Raw genomic sequence first — 16,035 nt, 5'->3', positions numbered from 1 at the left:
CGGACCGCCCAGGGGCCCCCTCAGGACAGGTCGGGAACGGGCCGTCGGCGGGCCGCGCACAGCAGTGGTGCCCATACGGCCGTACCGGTGAACGCTCCGCCGCCCGCCGGGACGGTGCTCAGCACGACCCGGTCGGGCCGCAGCAGCACGGTGTCCGCCCGGCCGGCGTGCAGCCAGGCGCGCAGCGTGCCGTCGTCGGTGACGGCGGTGTCGTCGTGGGCGCCCCCGGTCCCGACGAGGCGCAGGACCGGGGCGCCGAGGGCCCGTGCGACGGCGCGGGCGGACGGGGCGGGGGGCACGGCGGACAGGACCGCGAAGGAGTCGCCTAGCACATCGTCGAGGCGGACCCGCCCGCGGTCCGTCGTGACCCACGGCTGGGGGACGAGGGCGCCCGCCAGGCCGCGGCCGGTGACGCGGGGGCCGTGGCCGTGACCGTGGCGCGTCAAGGGTCCCCGGGGCAGGGCCGGGCTGAGGCCGTGCGCGGTGAGGTACGAGGTCAGCGCGGGGATACGGCAGGCCATCCCGAGCGCGGTGCGCCGTACGGCGGCGGCCCGGTCCTGTCCCCCGGTCATCGCCCAGCCCGTCGTGATCGCGAGACGGATCATGCGCCGGGCGTGCGGCTTGCGCTCGCCCTGGTAGGAGTCGAGCAGCCGGTCGTCCGCCCCCTGTTCCAGCACCCGGGCCAGCTTCCAGGCGAGGTTGTGGGCGTCGCGCAGTCCCGAGCACAGGCCCTGTCCGACGAACGGCGGGGTCAGGTGCGCGGCGTCCCCGAGCAGGAAGACCCGGCCCCGGCGCCAGCGGTCGGCGATGCGGGCCTGGAAGGTGTACCGCGCCTGCCGTATCACCTCGAAGCCGTCACCGCCGGCCGGGACGTCCACCCAGGGTGCCACCAGCTCGCGCAGGTTCCCGCGGTCCGCGCCCAGCCGGAACTCCCAGCGGTAGCGGTCCTCGCCGATCCGCATAAACGTGCCGGGCCGGGCGGGGTCGCAGACCTGGTCGACTCCCTCCCAGGTCCGCACCGGCAGTGCGGTGCGCACGTCGAGGACCGTCCATGTCTCCTCGAACCGCAGGTCCTCCCATACGGCGCCGATCGCGTCCCGGGTGAGACTGCGGGCGCCGTCGCAGCCCAGGACGGCGTCGGCCCAAAGGTGGTCCACCGCCCCGCCCCGGGTCCCGTCGCGCAGGGTGACCCGCACCGGGGCAGGGCCGCCTCCGGGCAGGTCCTGCTCCACGGCGACGGCCTCCGCTCCGCCGCGCAGCTCGCACTCCGGGTGCCGGGCCAGCGCGCGCCGCAGCAGCCGCTCCAGTTCCGGCTGGTCGAAGAGGGTGGTCTGCGGGAAGCCGTGGTGGCCGTGCGGGGCGTCCCGCCGGAACTCCCCCATCACCCGGTGCCGGGCGTCCAGCAGCCGCAGGCCCTTGGCCGGGCGGGCGATGGCGGCGAATTCCTCGTGCACGCCGACGGCTTGGAGGATGCGGCGGGCCTCGTCGTCCACCGCGACGGCGCGGGGCAGCGGGTACACGTCCCGGTGCCGCTCCAGCAGCACGCTGCGCACCCCGCGGCGGGCGAGCAGGATCGCGGCGGTGACGCCGACGGGGCCCGCCCCGACGATGACGACCTGTGTGGTCTGCGATTGCGTGTCCATGTGCTCTTCTCGGGCGTCCGGCGCTCTACCCGGCTACCCGGCTACCCGGCTACCCGGCGCGTCCGCGACCGCGGTGCGCTGCTCACCGAGGTCGATCCGGCCGTCCGGGGTGGCGATGGTGGCGGTGATCAGGTCACCGGCGCGCAGGTAACGCGGGTTGCGGGCCTGGCTCTTGAAGAACGCCTTCCACTTCACGGCCGGCGGCAGCAGCGCGCCGATCTTCTCCACCGGCTTGGGCGGTGCCTTCAGCGCCGTACCGCCCGGAGTGCCCGTCAGCAGCAGGTCACCGGGGGCGAGGGTCTGGAAGCGGGCCAGCAGCGTCAGCGCCTCGGCGGGACGGACGATCATGTCGGCCAGGGTGCGGTCCTGGCGCGGCTCCCCGTTGACGCTCAGCCGCAGCCGCAGATTCGTCAGGTGCGGGAAGTCCTCCGGCTCCAGCAGGGCGAGGTGGGGCCCGGTGGGGGTGAAGGTCGGATAGGACTTGCTCTCGTAGAACTGCGTCTTGGTGAGCTGGACGTCGCGGGCGCTGACGTCGTTGGTGAGGACGAGCCCGGCGACGTACGCGGGCAGGTCCCGCTCCGTGACGACGGTGCCGACCGGCAGCGGCGCGCCCATGACGAGGCCCAGTTCGATCTCGTAGTCCAGGAACCGCACGTGCGGGGGCCGGACGATGGTGTCCCGGGGGCCGCTGACCGACCCGGAGGCTTTGCGGAAGAAGGTGGGCGGGATCTCGCCGGTGAAGCCCGAATCGCGGGCGTGGCTGCGGTAGTTGACCATCTGGGCGACCACGCGGCAGGGGGTGGTGACCGGGGACAGCGCCGCGAGGTCGGCGAGGGGCGTACCCGGCGCGTCGGAGGCGACGGCCCCCCGGACGGCCTCGCGGACGGCGGCCCGGTCGGCGAGCAGTTCGGCGGTGGTGGCCGCGGCGGTGTCGATCCGGACGGCTCGGCCGGCCGGGGGCTCCCCTGTCCGGGCGGGGTTTCCGGCAGGGCTTCCGGCAGGGTGCCGGGCCGGGTCGAGGGCGCGGGGAAGGACGGCCCACCAGCCGTCGGCGGTGCGCAGGACGTTCGTGGTCATGTCAGTGCCTTCGGGTCGGTGCTCAGGGGGCGGCGCTCAGGGGGGCGCTCAGGAGGGGGTGCTGGAGGGGGCGCCCAGGAGTTCGTCCTCAGGAGTTGACGGCCTTCAGCAGGCCCAGCAGCCGGGCGGGGTCGAGCTCGTTGTCGCCGCGCAGGGCCTCCACGACCTCGCGCAGCCGCTTGGGCGACGGGCCGGCGCCGAGGAAGTCACGGGTGGCCGGCGGGCCCCACTGCGCCAGGCCGCTCGTCGACATCGGCGCCCAACCGGGCTCGACGTCGCAGGAGAAGAGGTCGCCGTCGGCGAAGTGCTCCAGCATGAGGCGGTCCGGGTCGCGCCAGTAGTCGAAGAGCTGGCTGCCCTGGATGTGCCGGCCGATGCCCCAGCTGCGCCGGTAGCCGCGCTCCCTCAGGTACTCGCCGCCCGCGGCGAGCGCGTCGAGGTCGGTGACCTGGTAGGCGGAGTGGACGTAGCCGGTGCCGGGCCCGAGGTGCATCGCCAGGGTGTGGTGGTCGGCCGGCTCGCTCCCCCGGTCGCAGCGGACGAACGCCATCGTCGGCCCCCGGTCGCGCTGACCGTCCAGGAAGAGGAAGTCGGACACGATCATGCCGAGGGTGTCCAGATACCAGTCGAGGGCGCGGCTGAACACACGGGTCTCCAGCACCACGTGTCCCAGCCGCTGGATGCGGGACGGCTCGCGCGGCGGGCGCTGGGTGGCGTTCGTACGCCGGTGCTCGGTGCCGAAGTTGAGGAGCTGCGGCTGCTGTCCGGGCAGCGCGGGCAGGGGCTCGGCGCAGTGCACGACCCGTACCGGGAAGCCCGAGGGGTCCAGCAGGTCGACGGCCTTCCCGCCGCCCGGCACGTCCGCGTCCCGCACGGCGGAGCCGGTGGCGCGGGCCAGCCGGTCGAGATCGGGCCGCTCGGCCGCCCGGAAGGCCGGGCCGATGAACCGGGACGTACGGCCCTCGCGGATCACCGCGCAGGGCGGGCCGGCGAAGGTGCCGCGCAGCCACAGCTCCCGTTCGGTGCGGGCGGCGACGGTGAAGCCGAAGTCGCGGGCGAACACCTCGGCCCGGCGCAGATCGGGTTTCTCGAATTCCAGCCAGGCCAGATCGGCCACCTTGATCACCGGGTTGCGGGAGCGGCCGGGGGGCTCGCCGCGCAGGGCGCCGTGTTCGCTGTGCAGGTCCTGCTGGGCCGTCTTGAGGTCGGTGGCGGTGCTGCGGGGGTCAGGCATGGGCCCTCCGTGGCTGCTGTTTGAGGAAATCATCAGCTCTGACAACTTCGGCGTCAACGGTCTGCGCCGACCTTTCTGATGAAACCATCAATCTTGCCGACCATGGATAAACTCACCCCATGCCGACGTCAGCCCCGCCCGCGAACCGCTTCGAACGCCGCCGCGCCGCCACCCGGCAGGCACTCATCCGCGCGGCCCGGGAGATCCTGGCCGAGTCCGACGACACCAGCGTGAGCATCCAGGCCATCGCGGACCGGGCGGACGTGGGCTTCGGCTCCTTCTACAACCACTTCGACTCCAAGACCGCCCTCTTCGACCAGGCGGTGCTCGACGCCCTCGACGAGTACGGGCAGGAGATCGACGCGCGGCTGAGCGGCGTCGACGACCCGGCCGAGCGCGTCGCCTTCGGGGTGCGGCTCAGCGCCGCCCTGGCCGACTCCCACCCCGAGATGATGCGGATCCTGCGCCGCCGCGGCCTCGGCCACATCCACTCCGACCGCGGCCTGTCCCCCCGCGCGCTGGGCGACATCCGGACCGGCCAGGCCTCCGGCCGCTTCACCGTCACCGACCCCGAGATCGCCCTCTCCGCCCTCGGCGGCAGCCTGCTGGCCCTCCTCGACCTGCACCTCACGCGTCCCGGCGCCGACCGGGACGCGACCGCGCGCACCATGGCGGAGATGATGCTCCGGATGCTCGGCGTCCCCGCCGACGAGGCCCGCGACCTCGCCGGACGCCCGCTGCCCTCGGCCGGCTGACGCTCGGCGCCCGCGAGGCCCGGCTCGGCGTCGAGGGTCGCCCGTCGGGGTACTCGGCGCGGCATGATGAAGCGAGCGGCATGGCAGGGTCTGGTCGCCGGTACGGCCGGTGTGCTGGTGATGACGCTGGGCGAGAAGGCCGAGCAGCGGCTGACCGGACGCCCCGACTCCCACGTCCCCGCGCGCACCCTGGAGCGCCTCACCGGTCTGCCCGAGCGCCCGCGCCGCCAACCGGCGCCGCTCAACTGGGTCATGCACGCGGGCCAGGGCGCCCTGCTCGGCGTCGTGCGCTCGATCATGGCGCAGGCCGGTCTGCGCGGCCCCTGGGCATCGGCGCAGTTCGCGGTCGTACGGCTGACCAACGACCAGATCCTCGAGAACGCCACCGGCGTCGGCGCGCCGCCGCAGACCTGGCCGCGCGGGGAACTCGCGGTCGATCTGCTGCACAAGGCGGTCTACGCCTTCGTGACCGGGGCCGTGGCGGACGCGCTGGCCGCCCGCGACGGACTGGGCCCCGGACAGCGCCACGCGCGCCGCGCCCCGGGCCGCCACTCCGACGTGGGGCCACCGCCGCGCGGCCGGGCCACCGGCTGACCCGGCAGTCCGGGAGTCCCCGGGCACGGACACTCCACGACCTCCACGCTCGCACGCCCGCGGCGTCGGCGCGCGCGGGGCGGGCCATCCGGGCCGACTCGGGCCGCGCTCGTTTTCGGCGCGACGGGGGGCGGGTACTCGTCGGCGGCCCGTCCGCAGACCGGCCGCCGGCCCGCCCGCACACGGCCGCCGGCCCAGGAGACCCGGGAGACCCCATGGGCTTCACCCCTCTCGAACACCAAGGCATCCCCCTCGACCGCCAGCTGCGCAACTGGCGGGAGCTGAACGTGGAGCCCATCGATCCGGACCGCGGTGACCCGTACACCCGCTGCCGGATCATCACGATGAACGGCATCGAGGTGGAGGCGATCCTGTTCAGCCACCACCTCTCCCGCAACACCGTCGATCCGGACGTCAAGCGGCAGCTGGCGGAGGTCCGGTACATCGAGGCCCAGCAGCAGAAGGCGGTCAACTGGCTGCTGCCCGGCCTGGCCTCGGTGCTGGAGACGACCATCGCCTACGAGCAGGTGGCCGTCGACCTCACCGGCTGGGTCGCCCGCCACGAACCCGACCCGTATCTGCGGCAGGCGTACGAGTTCGGTGTGCTGGAGGACTTCGACCACCTGTACCGGTACGCCAACCTCTACGAGATGATCGAGCACCGCAAGGCGGAGTCGATCGTCGACGGGCTCACCGAGGTCATGCCGGGCCGCCCGACCAAGTTCCACCACCGCCACCCGGCCGACAACGTGCGCGACCCCTACGACCGCACGACCACGAACCCGCTGTCGAAGCTGCACGCGCTGACGATCATGTCGGCGGAGCAGCAGACCATGAACTTCTACATGAACGTCGGCCCCCAGTACATGGAGCCCATCGCGCGCCAGCTGTACCAGGAGATCGGGCTGATCGAGGAGGAGCACGTCACGCACTACGAGTCGCTGGTCGACCCGGGCGAGACGTGGTGGGAGCAGCTGGTCAACCACGAGTACAACGAGTGCTACCTCTACCACTCGTTCATGGAGCAGGAGTCGGACCCGCGGGTGAAGGCGATCTGGGAGCTCCACCTCAACATGGAGCTGGAGCACCTGCGCATCGCCTGTGATCTCATGCGCCACCACGACGGCCGGGAGCCGCAGGAGATCCTGGCACCGGAGCTGCCGAACGTGCTGACGTTCGAGGAGAACAAGCAGTTCGTACGGGGCCTGCTGGAGACCCAGATGGATCTGACCACCCTCGGCAGCGGGTACGTCCGGGAGGCGCACGAGCGGTTCGAGCAGCTCCAGGCGCAGATCCACGGCGGCGAGGAGCCGCCCAGCGAGCAGGTGATGGCGCAGCACCGGGAACTCCTCGGCGGCGAGTACCGGCTGGAGACCGAGGGCCCGCACCCGGACGCCGCGTCCCGGGAGAGGAGCTGACATGGCCGGTATCGCCGCGTCCGACGCCGACGTCGTCGCCCTGCTGATGCGTCAGCACGGCGACATCCGCAACCTGTTCGACGAGGTCGAGCAGGCCACCGGGGACGAACGCCGGGCGGCCTTCCGCCGTCTGGTCCGGCTGCTCGCCGTGCACGAGACGGCCGAGGAGGAGGTGATCCGGCCCTTCACCCGTAGGTCCGTCCCGGACGGGGAGAAGATCGTCGCCGACCGCCTCGCCGAGGAACGGGAAGCCGAGGAGGCCCTGGCCCGGCTGGACGACATGGACCCGGACGACCCGGAGTTCATGCCCCGGCTCCAGGCGCTCCGCCTGGACGTGATGGCGCACGCCCGTGCCGAGGAGCGCTACGAGTTCAACCACATCCGCCGCCACGCCGACAAGGCCCAGCTCGCCGCCATGGCCTCCGTCCTGCGCGCGGCCGAGGCGACGGCCCCGACCCACCCGCATCCCGGCACGGAGTCGGCGGCCAAGAACCTCACCATCGGCCCCGTCGCGGCCATCGTCGACCGCACCCGCGACGCCGTACGCAAGGCCATGGGCAAGGACGGCTGACCTCAGGGGCGGCTGACGACCGTCTGGCCCTGTCCCGCGGGGCGACGAACAACTCGCCCCGCGGGTCAGGCGGTTCGGGATGCGGCCTAGGGTGTGAGGGCACCGTGTGCCCTCCTCCCCTGGCAGCAAGGAGCATCAGGCCGTGAAGGTCGACATCCAGCCGGACGTACACGACATCGCCGCCCGTCTGGGGGCCGGCGCCACCTACGCGTTGAAGGCCCTGGCGGGCCGGCTGGCCGACGACCCCGACATGGGCCGTCCCTCGGGGCTGCCGGGCATTCTGAGCGTGAGGGTCGACCGGGACATGTTCGAGGACTGCCCCGACCTGGACTTCGGGTATATCCGCGAGCCGGACCGGGTCGAGCTCCGGTTCCTGATGGCGGTGTCCTCCGAAGACGCCTCCAGCGACGGGGAGGAGGCGGACGAGGACCCGTACGACGAGCAGGCGCGGCCTGCCGATCCTGCCGCCGACGCGGTCGCCGTACGGCAGGTCGCCGATGCCTGGCAGCGCATCACCGGCTGGCTCCGGCGCAACGCCCCCGACTCCTACGCCGCGCTCCGCCCCGGCGCGAGCCCCGCCGCCCTCGCCGCCCTGGAGGCCGACCTCGGCGTCCCGATACCCATCGGGCTACGCGTGCTGTGGCAGCTGACGGCGGGCGACGACGGGGCCGACGGCTGGGGCTGCCTTCCGGGGAACAGGGTGTTGATGCCCCTCGACGCCGTGGCCGACGTCCACCGGCGGTGGAGGGAGACGCAGGCCCGCGAGGACGTCCGTGACGCCGGCCGCCCGGAGGACGAGCGGATCACCGTGTGGAAGGCCACCTGGATACCGGTGGTCGCCTGGAGCCCGGCCGACACCACGTCGGGGCTCTACCTGGACGCCGCGACCGGCTACCTGGGCCGCTGGTCCCGCTACGGCGATTCCCCCGACGAGGAACTCGACACCCTGGTCACCTACCTCGAAGAGGCGGCCGACATGCTGGAAGCCCCGGCCCTCGCCACCCGGGACACGCCCGGCCTGATCGGTGGGACGCTGGTGTGGCGCAGCGGCCTCGGCCGCGCCGGGGAAGGCCGAGGGGAGGGCCAGTGGCGGCCCCTGCCCCTGACCGGCTGACGCCGCCGTCCTTCCGCCCCCTGCGCAGGGTTCGTTCACACCGACCCCCGCCGCGGCTGCTCGATGATCTGGAAGTGGAAGTCGCGGTCGCCCCGGTTGCCTCGGTCGTCTCCGGTGCAGATGTCGATCTCCTGCGGGGTGGCGCGGATGACGTGGGCGTTGTCCAGCAGTCGCCAGGCGCGGCCCGCGACGGTCGCGGTGACGGTGGGTGTCGTGGCGAAGGGCCGTCGTAGCCGGATGGTGTAGTACTCCAGGTCGGCGGTGACGACCCGGGCGATGATCTTGGTGATCGCGGTGGCCGGCCCCCTCTGTCTCTCCGGCGCCCCAGCGAGGGCACCAGGGAGCCTTCCGAGGAGAAACGGCCGCCATACCCGGTGGTGAGCGCTGTCATCCGGGGCGGGGTGGTACGCGGCCCCCGTTCGAGGCGCGTTCCGAGCGCGGGCGGGTGCCGGTGCACGACACGGCGTGCGAGGCACCGGTCCGCGCGACCGGCCGCCACCGTCGCAACGGGACGGGACAGGACGGCCGCCACCTTCGCAGCGGGAGGGGGCAGGACGGCCTCCGTCGTCACAGCGGGACGGGGCAGGACGGCCTCCCTCGTCGCAGCGGGACGGGGCAGGACGGCCGGAAGTTGCGGTACGGACCTGGTGTGACGGAGGGGAGAGCGGATACCGTCACGGGACAGCGCATCGCAGGGCAGGACCCGTTGGCTCGGTCCGGCCGGTTCGACTCGGCCGGTTCCCGCACCGCGTCCCTCCGCCCGAGGCCGCTCGTGACCGGCACCGACAAGGCCGGGGCAGCGGCCCGATCGCGCTGTGTTCCCAAGGAAGCGCCACCGCCATGCACGCGATCTCGCTCCTGGAGCCGACATGTCACGACGCCGACGGACGGGCCCCCTGCTGCTCGTCCTCCTCTTATCCCTACTGGCCGGGCCGTCCGTGCTCGCCCCGCTGACCGCCGCCGCACAGCCCCTCACGGCGACATCCGCCACCACCGCTCCGGCAACCGCCCCCCGGTCGGACGCGACGTCGACGGTCCCCCTTCCGTCCCTCCACGCCACCACCACCCAGGTCGCCTCCGGGCTGCGACGCCCCACCGCCCTGGCCGCCCCCGACGACGGCACCGGCCGCCTGTTCATCACGGAGAAGCCCGGCACCGTCCGCGCGTACCACCCCGACACCGGCCTCGCCCGCACCCCGCTGATCGACATCACCTCCGCCATCGACGAGTCGGGCAACGAGCGCGGCCTGCTCGGCATCGCCCTGCCGCCCGACTTCGCCGAGAGCCAGGACGTCTACCTGGCGTACACGGCTCTGCCCGACGGCGCGGTCACCCTCGCCCGCTACCGGCTCGACGAGTCGCGGCTGGAGGTCCTGCTCTCGCAGGAGCACGCCGAGTACAGCAACCACAACGGCGGTCAGCTCGCCTTCGGCCCCGACGGTCACCTGTACTGGAGCATCGGCGACGGCGGCGGCTCCGCCGACCCGTTGCGCGCCGGGCAGCGGCTGGACACCCTGCTGGGCAAGATCGTGCGCGTCGACGTCAGCCGCACCTGCGGCGCGCTCGCGTACTGCGTCCCGGCCGACAACCCCTTCGTCGGCACCGCCGGCGCGCGCCCGGAGATCTGGCTGTACGGGCTGCGCAACCCGTGGCGGTTCTCCTTCGACAGCGCCGACGGCTCGATGTGGATCGGCGACGTCGGACAGGGCCGCTGGGAGGAGGTCGACCATCTCCGGCCCGGGCAGGGCGGGTCGAACCTCGGCTGGTCCTGCTACGAGGGTCTGGAGAAGTTCGAGGGCGGCCACTGCCCGCCCGGCGAGGAGTACACGAAGCCGGTGTTCACGTACTCGCCGTACACCGGCGGCTGTTCGGTGATCGGCGGTCATGTCTACCGGGGCCGCGCCTACGCCGACCTGGTCGGCGGCACGTACATCGCGACCGACTACTGCTCGTCCACGGTCTGGGCGCTGCGGCCGGACGGCAGGGGTGGTTACGAGCAGGCCGAGATCGGTGAGATGCCCACGCAGGTGACGTCGATCGGCACCACGGCCGAGGGTGAGTTCTACGTGGTGAACGACCTGCCCGGCGGCCTGCACCGGGTGTCGTTCGAGCGGGAGGAACCCACCTGCCGCGTGGACCGCACCGTGAAGTCCTGGGGCACCGGCACGACGGTCGACCTCACCGTCACCAACACCGGCACCACGCCGGTGAACGGCTGGACGCTGAAGTTCCCGCTGGCGCTCGGGCAGACCGTCGTCTCCGACTGGAACACGGACCTCACCCAGGGCAGCAACACGATCACGGCGACCAACGCCTCGTACAACGGCACCATCGCGCCGGGCGCGAGCGTGACCCTCGGCTATCTCGCCCAGCACACCGGCGACGCCTCGCCGCCGCCCCGGTTCACGCTGAACGGCGACGCCTGCGCCGTCGGCCGCTGATCCCTCCCGGTCCTCCCCCGCACCGAAACGGAAAGCAGCAGCGCGCCCGCGTTATGGGAGCGCTCCCGCAGCCAGGGGTGCCCCGCACGCGTACGTGCGGGGCACCCCGTCGGTCCCGGCCGGGAGGGTCAGTCACCCTCGTTCTCGAAGGTGCGCAGCAGATCCGCGGCGACACTCACGGCGATGGTCGCCGGTTCCTTGCCGGTGATGTCGGCCAGCCCGATCGGGGTCTTGATCCGGTCGATGGTGGCCTCGTCGTGTCCGCCCTCGGTGGAGAGGAGCTTGCGGAACCGCGCCCACTTGGCCGCCGACCCGATCAGCCCGATGGACCCGAGGTGGGACGTGCGCAGAGCGGCGTCGCACAGGGCGGCGTCCTCGGCGTGGTCATGGGTCATGATCAGGATGTGCGTGCCGTGCGGCAGCTCGGCCAGCACCTCCTCGGGCAGCAGCGGTGTGTGGTGGGTGTGCACCTGCGCCACCGCGTCGGCCAGTACGCCGAGCCGTTCCGGGGTGAGGAGATCGGCCCGGGAGTCGATCAGATGCAGGTCGAGGTCCTGACGTGCGAGGATGCGCGCCAGTTCCAGGCCGACATGGCCGACCCCGAAGATCGCCACCGCCCTGACCACCGGCAGCGGTTCGAGCAGCACCGAGACGGTGCCGCCGCAGCACTGCACGCCGTGCTGGTTGGTCACCTTGTCGTTCAGGGCGAAATCGATCAGCTCCGGCTCCGGCTTGGACGCGGCGATCATCTCCCGGGCCCGGTCGATGGCGACGGCCTCGACGTTGCCGCCGCCGATCGAGCCCCACGTCTCGGTCCGCCCCACGACGAGCTTGGCGCCGGCGTCACGCGGAGCGTGGCCGCGCACGGTCGCGACGGTCACCAGCACACCGGGCTCCCGGCGTGCTCGCAGCCGCGCGACCGCGCCGACCCAGGTCATGTCAGGCACCGCTCAGCGCTTTGGCGTCGGTGCGGACCGCGCCGTCGACGTGAGCCACGCCTGCGGCCTGACCGCTGCCGGAGGCACCGCCCTGGCGGGCCGCCTGGATCGCCCAGTACACCGCTTCCGGCGTCGCGGGCGAGGCCAGCTCTACACTGACCCCGCTCGGCCCGAACGCGGCGGCTGCCTGCCGCAGCGCCTCGCGCACCGAGAACGCCAGCATCAGCGGAGGCTCGCCCACCGCCTTGGAGCCGTAGACCGCGCCCTCCTCGGTGGCGTTCTCCAGCAGCGTGACGTTGAACTCCTCGGGCATCTCCGAGAAGCTCGGCAGCTTGTAGGTGCTCGCGGCCTGGGTCAGCAGCCGGCCCCGGTTCGGGCCGTCGCTGACGTCCCAGCGCAGGTCCTCCAGGGTCAGCCAGCCCGCGCCCTGCACGAAGCCGCCCTCGACCTGACCGATGTCGATCATCGGGGAGAGGCTGTCGCCGACGTCGTGCACGATGTCGACCCGCCGGATGCGGTACGCCCCGGTGAATCCGTCGACCTCCACCTCGGTGGCGGCGGCGCCGTGCGCGAAGTACTTGAACGGCGAGCCCCGGAACGTCTTGGCGTCCCAGTGCAGCCCCTCGGTCCGGTAGAAGCCGGCCGCGGAGAGCTGGACCCGCTGGAAGTACGCGGTGCGCACCAGGTCGTCCCAGGCCAGCTCCTTGTCGCTGCCGAGGGCGCGCGCGACGCCCTCGACGATGCGCACGTCCGACGGGTTCGCGCCGAGCTGGGTCGCGGCCACCTGGAGCAGCCGCTCACGCAACTGCTCACAGGCGTTCTTGATCGCACCGCCGTTGAGGTCCGCACCCGAACTCGCGGCGGTCGCCGAGGTGTTGGGCACCTTGTCGGTACGGGTGGGGGCGAGGCGGACCTTGTGCAGCGGGATGCCCAGGGTGGTCGCGGCCACCTGCATCATCTTGGTGTGCAGGCCCTGGCCCATCTCGGTGCCGCCGTGGTTGATCAGGACGGAGCCGTCCTTGTAGATCAGCACCAGCGCGCCGCCCTGGTTGAAGGCGGTCAGGTTGAACGAGATGCCGAACTTGATGCCGGTGAGCGCGAGGGCCCGCTTGGTGTGCGGGTGCGCGGCGTTGAACGCGGCGATCTCCCGCTTGCGGTCGGCGATGCCGGCGCTGTCCTTGACCTGCTGCCAGACCGTGGAGATCCGCTCGGCCTGCGTGACCGGCTGTCCGTACGGCGTCGTCTGGCCCTGGCCCGGCCGGTAGAAGTTGCGCTCGCGCAGCTCCATGGGGTCCAGGCCCAGCTTCGGCGCGCAGCGGCCGAGGATGTCCTCGATCACCAGCATGCCCTGCGGTCCGCCGAAGCCGCGGAAGGCGGTGTTGGAGACCGTGTTGGTCTTGGCGATCCGGCCGGCGACGCGCGCGTTGGGGATCCAGTAGGTGTTGTCGATGTGGCACAGGGCGCGGGCCAGCACCGGCTCGGACAGGTCCAGGCTCCAGCCGCCGTCCGCGACGAGGGTGGCGTCCAGGGCCTGGATACGGCCGTCCGCGTCGAAGCCGATCTTCCACGTGGCGTGGAAGCCGTGGCGCTTGCCGGACATGGTGAGGTCCTGGGTCCGGTTGAGCCGGAACCGGACCGGGCGGCCGGTCAGCTTGGCGCCGAGCGCGGCGACGGCCGCGAACCCGTGCGGCTGCATCTCCTTGCCGCCGAAGCCGCCGCCCATGCGCAGGCACTGCACGGTGACCTCGTGGGCGGGCACGCCGAGCACGTGGGAGACGATCTCCTGGGTCTCCGAGGGGTGCTGGGTGCTGCTCTGGATGAACACCTGCCCGTTCTCGTCGACCTGGGCGAGCGCGGCGTGCGTCTCGAGGTAGAAGTGCTCCTGGCCGGCGAACTGGAACTCGCCGGTGAACACGTGCGCGGACTCGGCGAAGCCGGCGTCGACGTCGCCGGTCTCCATCACGGGCCGGGCACCGTGGTAGCTGCCGGCCGCCATCGCGTCCTGGAGGGTGATCAGGGAGGGCAGTTCCTCGAGCTCCACCTTGACGGCCGCCGCGCCGAGCCGGGCCGCCTCCAGGGTCTCACCGAGCACCCAGGCGACGGCGTGGCCGTGGAACATGACCTCGTCGGGGAAGAGCGGCTCGTCGTGCTTCATGCCGGCGTCGTTGACGCCGGGCACGTCGGCCCCGGTCAGGACGCGGACCACGCCGGGCACGGCGAGCGCGGGCTCGGTGCGCAGCGCGGTGATCCGACCGTGGGCCTTCATGACCTGGACCGGGTAGGCGTGCAGCACGTCCTTGGTGCGGTACACGAGGTCGTCGGTGTAGAGCGCGGTGCCGGTGACGTGCAGGGTCGCGCTCTCGTGCGGCATGGAGACGCCGACGACGGGCTTCTCGGGACGCTGGGACAAGTGGCTCATGACGGCACCGCCTCGGTGGTTTGCGCGTGCAGCTTCAGCAGGCTCTGGCCGAGCATCGCGGAGCGGTAGAGGGCGCTGGCGCGATGATCGTTCATCGGTGTGCCCTCGCCCCGCAGCACCGCCGCCGCGGCCTCGACGGTCTCCGCCGACCAGGGCTTGCCCTCCAGGGCGGCCTCGGTGCTGAGCGCGCGGATCGGGGTGGCGGCGACGCCGCCCAGGCCGATGCGCGCCTTGCGGACGATTCCGTCCTCGATGTCGAGCGCGAAGGCGACGGCCACGCTCGAGATGTCGTCGAACCGCCGCTTGGCGATCTTGTGGAAGGCCGTGACCGGGGACAGCGGCAGCGGGATACGCACCGCGCGGATCAGTTCGCCGGGGCGGCGCACACTCTGCCGGTAGCCGGTGAAGTAGTCCGCCAGCGGGACCTCGCGCTCACCGTCGGCGTCGGCGAGGACCAGCGACGCCTCCAGCGCGAGCAGCACCGGCGGGCTGTCGCCGATCGGGGAGCCGGTACCCAGGTTGCCGCCGAGGGTCGCGCTGTTGCGGATGAGCCGGGAGGCGAACTGCGGGAACAGCTCCGCGAGCAGCGGGACACTGCCGTCGAGGCGGCGTTCGATCTCGGTGAGCGTGAGCGCCGCCCCGATCTCGATGCGGTCGTCCTCGACGCGCAGCTCGCGCAGTTCGGGCAGCCGGTCGACGGCGACCACGCAACTGGCCCTGCGGGCGCGGATGTTGACCTCGACGCCCCAGTCGGTGGAACCGGCGACGACCACCGCGTCGGGCCGCTCGCGCAGCACCCGCAGCGTCTCGGCCAGAGTGCTCTTGCGTACGAACGCGCTGTCGTCCTGGACGTACTCGGTGGCGACCGGTGCGGGCGGGGACTGCTCGCGCCGCTGGGCCAGCGGGTCGTCGTCGGTGGGCTCCCCGACGGCGAAGGCGGCGTCGCGGATCGGGCGGTAGCCGGTGCAGCGGCACAGGTTTCCGCTCAGCGCGTGCAGGTCGAATCCGTTCGGACCGTGCTCGGCGTCGGTGCTGTCGGCGGAGTCCGCGTGCGCGCAGCGGTCGGGCCGGTAGTACTCGGCGGCCATGCTGCAGATGAAGCCCGGCGTGCAGTATCCGCACTGGGAGCCGCCGCGGACCGCCATCTCCTCCTGCACCGGGTGCAGGGTGGGCGGAGTGCCCGGTTCGCCGGCGGTGGCGAGACCTTCCGAGGTGACGATCTCCTGGCCGTCGAGCGCGGCGACCGGGACCAGGCAGGCGTTGACCGCCACCCAGTCGGTGGGCTTGTTCACTCCGGGACGGGCCACGAGCACCGAACAGGCGCCGCACTCACCCTCGGCACAGCCCTCCTTGGTGCCGGTGAGGCCGCGCTCGCGCAGAAAGTCCAGCACTGTGGTGTGGGGCGCAGCCGGTGAAATCGGTGCTTCTTTCCCGTTGACCGTGATCCGTGCGCCTACCATGACAGGCCTTCGTTTCGGTGCGTGATGGGTCGATACATCATGTTCGCCAATTCCAGGCAGCTTTCTGTGTTCAGACGCGCCACGTCAGAAAAGCGGGCGCGGAACGGCACGCGACAGCGACGTGCCGGGAGAGGATGGCGTAAAACCTGGAATGTGCCGCGACGGGCACATCAGAACGGCGTGCTCAGCAGCCGTGCGCGATACGACCCGGAACCCAGACGGTGCACTGGGCGAGGCGACCGAGATCAGAGCTGATGTTCATGAGCTGGTCGCCTCCTTTCGAAAGTCACGGGTCGACGTCTACCGCAAAATAGTGGGCCGCGTCCGCACGGGTCAAGAGGTCGGAGCGCCGTCGGACTCCACGATCACAT

Annotated in this window: 13 protein-coding genes; 6 read left to right on the top strand and 7 right to left on the bottom strand. The window is 72.4% G+C overall.

Annotation, left to right across the window (positions count from 1 at the left end):
* Positions 1-20 precede the first annotated feature (20 nt).
* From ACIG0D_RS11555 to ACIG0D_RS11545, 3 genes are all read right to left on the bottom strand, one after another.
* Positions 21-1,643, bottom strand: coding sequence for a bifunctional 3-(3-hydroxy-phenyl)propionate/3-hydroxycinnamic acid hydroxylase (locus ACIG0D_RS11555; protein ID WP_399798696.1), 1,623 nt, complete (start codon positions 1,641-1,643; stop codon positions 21-23).
* Positions 1,644-1,676: 33 nt separating this feature from the next.
* On the bottom strand, positions 1,677-2,720 hold the full coding sequence (locus ACIG0D_RS11550) for a fumarylacetoacetate hydrolase family protein (protein WP_399798694.1): 1,044 nt from the start codon (positions 2,718-2,720) through the stop codon (positions 1,677-1,679).
* 88 nt (positions 2,721-2,808) lie between these two features.
* Complete coding sequence (locus tag ACIG0D_RS11545; protein WP_399798692.1) at positions 2,809-3,954, bottom strand: VOC family protein; 1,146 nt, start codon at positions 3,952-3,954, stop codon at positions 2,809-2,811.
* A gap of 119 nt (positions 3,955-4,073) precedes the next feature.
* Between ACIG0D_RS11545 and ACIG0D_RS11540 the strand changes: the two genes are divergently transcribed.
* The 5 genes from ACIG0D_RS11540 to ACIG0D_RS11520 all read left to right on the top strand — a co-directional run bounded on the left by ACIG0D_RS11540 (position 4,074) and on the right by ACIG0D_RS11520 (position 8,406).
* Positions 4,074-4,709, top strand: coding sequence for a TetR/AcrR family transcriptional regulator (locus ACIG0D_RS11540; RefSeq protein WP_399798690.1), 636 nt, complete (start codon positions 4,074-4,076; stop codon positions 4,707-4,709).
* A gap of 63 nt (positions 4,710-4,772) precedes the next feature.
* Entirely contained in the window at positions 4,773-5,303 is a 531-nt protein-coding gene (locus tag ACIG0D_RS11535) for a hypothetical protein (RefSeq protein ID WP_399798687.1), read from the top strand.
* Positions 5,304-5,518: 215 nt separating this feature from the next.
* Positions 5,519-6,721 (top strand): hypothetical protein, encoded by a 1,203-nt coding sequence (locus tag ACIG0D_RS11530; RefSeq protein WP_399798684.1) that lies wholly within the window; start codon positions 5,519-5,521, stop codon positions 6,719-6,721.
* Position 6,722: 1 nt separating this feature from the next.
* Positions 6,723-7,292 (top strand): hemerythrin domain-containing protein, encoded by a 570-nt coding sequence (locus tag ACIG0D_RS11525; protein ID WP_399798682.1) that lies wholly within the window; start codon positions 6,723-6,725, stop codon positions 7,290-7,292.
* Between the two features lie 142 nt (positions 7,293-7,434).
* On the top strand, positions 7,435-8,406 hold the full coding sequence (locus tag ACIG0D_RS11520) for a hypothetical protein (protein ID WP_399798679.1): 972 nt from the start codon (positions 7,435-7,437) through the stop codon (positions 8,404-8,406).
* A gap of 35 nt (positions 8,407-8,441) precedes the next feature.
* Here ACIG0D_RS11520 and ACIG0D_RS11515 read toward each other — a convergent pair whose 3' ends face one another.
* Entirely contained in the window at positions 8,442-8,882 is a 441-nt protein-coding gene (locus ACIG0D_RS11515) for a hypothetical protein (protein WP_399798677.1), read from the bottom strand.
* 462 nt (positions 8,883-9,344) lie between these two features.
* Here ACIG0D_RS11515 and ACIG0D_RS11510 point away from each other — a divergent pair, with 462 nt between their 5' ends.
* On the top strand, positions 9,345-10,847 hold the full coding sequence (locus tag ACIG0D_RS11510) for a PQQ-dependent sugar dehydrogenase (RefSeq protein ID WP_399798674.1): 1,503 nt from the start codon (positions 9,345-9,347) through the stop codon (positions 10,845-10,847).
* Between the two features lie 128 nt (positions 10,848-10,975).
* Here ACIG0D_RS11510 and xdhC read toward each other — a convergent pair whose 3' ends face one another.
* Genes xdhC through ACIG0D_RS11495 form a run of 3 tightly spaced genes read right to left on the bottom strand, consistent with a single transcriptional unit; the run spans position 10,976 to position 15,664 of the window.
* Positions 10,976-11,785: a xanthine dehydrogenase accessory protein XdhC gene (xdhC, locus tag ACIG0D_RS11505; RefSeq protein ID WP_399798672.1), complete on the bottom strand. Its 810-nt coding sequence runs from the start codon at positions 11,783-11,785 to the stop codon at positions 10,976-10,978.
* A gap of 1 nt (position 11,786) precedes the next feature.
* Positions 11,787-14,204 carry a xanthine dehydrogenase molybdopterin binding subunit gene (xdhB, locus tag ACIG0D_RS11500; RefSeq protein ID WP_399798669.1) on the bottom strand — a complete coding sequence of 806 codons (2,418 nt, stop codon included), beginning with the start codon at positions 14,202-14,204 and terminating at the stop codon, positions 11,787-11,789.
* Positions 14,201-15,664, bottom strand: a complete 1,464-nt coding sequence (locus ACIG0D_RS11495) for a xanthine dehydrogenase small subunit (RefSeq protein ID WP_399798666.1) — start codon at positions 15,662-15,664, stop codon at positions 14,201-14,203. The genes xdhB and ACIG0D_RS11495 overlap by 4 nt, the downstream gene beginning before the upstream one ends.
* Between the last annotated feature and the right edge of the window lie 371 nt (positions 15,665-16,035).

The organism is Streptomyces sp. NPDC052773 (assembly GCF_044547145.1).
Lineage (GTDB): Bacteria > Actinomycetota > Actinomycetes > Streptomycetales > Streptomycetaceae > Streptomyces.
Note: the sequence above shows the minus strand (reverse complement) of the source record. Positions and strands in the feature narration are given on the sequence as shown.

What these genes read in the sequence shown, in the direction of transcription:
- ACIG0D_RS11555 (WP_399798696.1), bottom strand. Translation starts at nt 1,643, where the DNA reads ATGGACACGCAATCGCAGACCACACAGGTCGTCATCGTCGGGGCGGGC.
- ACIG0D_RS11550 (WP_399798694.1), bottom strand. Translation starts at nt 2,720, where the DNA reads ATGACCACGAACGTCCTGCGCACCGCCGACGGCTGGTGGGCCGTCCTT.
- ACIG0D_RS11545 (WP_399798692.1), bottom strand. Translation starts at nt 3,954, where the DNA reads ATGCCTGACCCCCGCAGCACCGCCACCGACCTCAAGACGGCCCAGCAG.
- ACIG0D_RS11540 (WP_399798690.1), top strand. Translation starts at nt 4,074, where the DNA reads ATGCCGACGTCAGCCCCGCCCGCGAACCGCTTCGAACGCCGCCGCGCC.
- ACIG0D_RS11535 (WP_399798687.1), top strand. Translation starts at nt 4,773, where the DNA reads ATGATGAAGCGAGCGGCATGGCAGGGTCTGGTCGCCGGTACGGCCGGT.
- ACIG0D_RS11530 (WP_399798684.1), top strand. Translation starts at nt 5,519, where the DNA reads ATGGGCTTCACCCCTCTCGAACACCAAGGCATCCCCCTCGACCGCCAG.
- ACIG0D_RS11525 (WP_399798682.1), top strand. Translation starts at nt 6,723, where the DNA reads ATGGCCGGTATCGCCGCGTCCGACGCCGACGTCGTCGCCCTGCTGATG.
- xdhC (WP_399798672.1), bottom strand. Translation starts at nt 11,785, where the DNA reads ATGACCTGGGTCGGCGCGGTCGCGCGGCTGCGAGCACGCCGGGAGCCC.
- xdhB (WP_399798669.1), bottom strand. Translation starts at nt 14,204, where the DNA reads ATGAGCCACTTGTCCCAGCGTCCCGAGAAGCCCGTCGTCGGCGTCTCC.
- ACIG0D_RS11495 (WP_399798666.1), bottom strand. Translation starts at nt 15,664, where the DNA reads ATGGTAGGCGCACGGATCACGGTCAACGGGAAAGAAGCACCGATTTCA.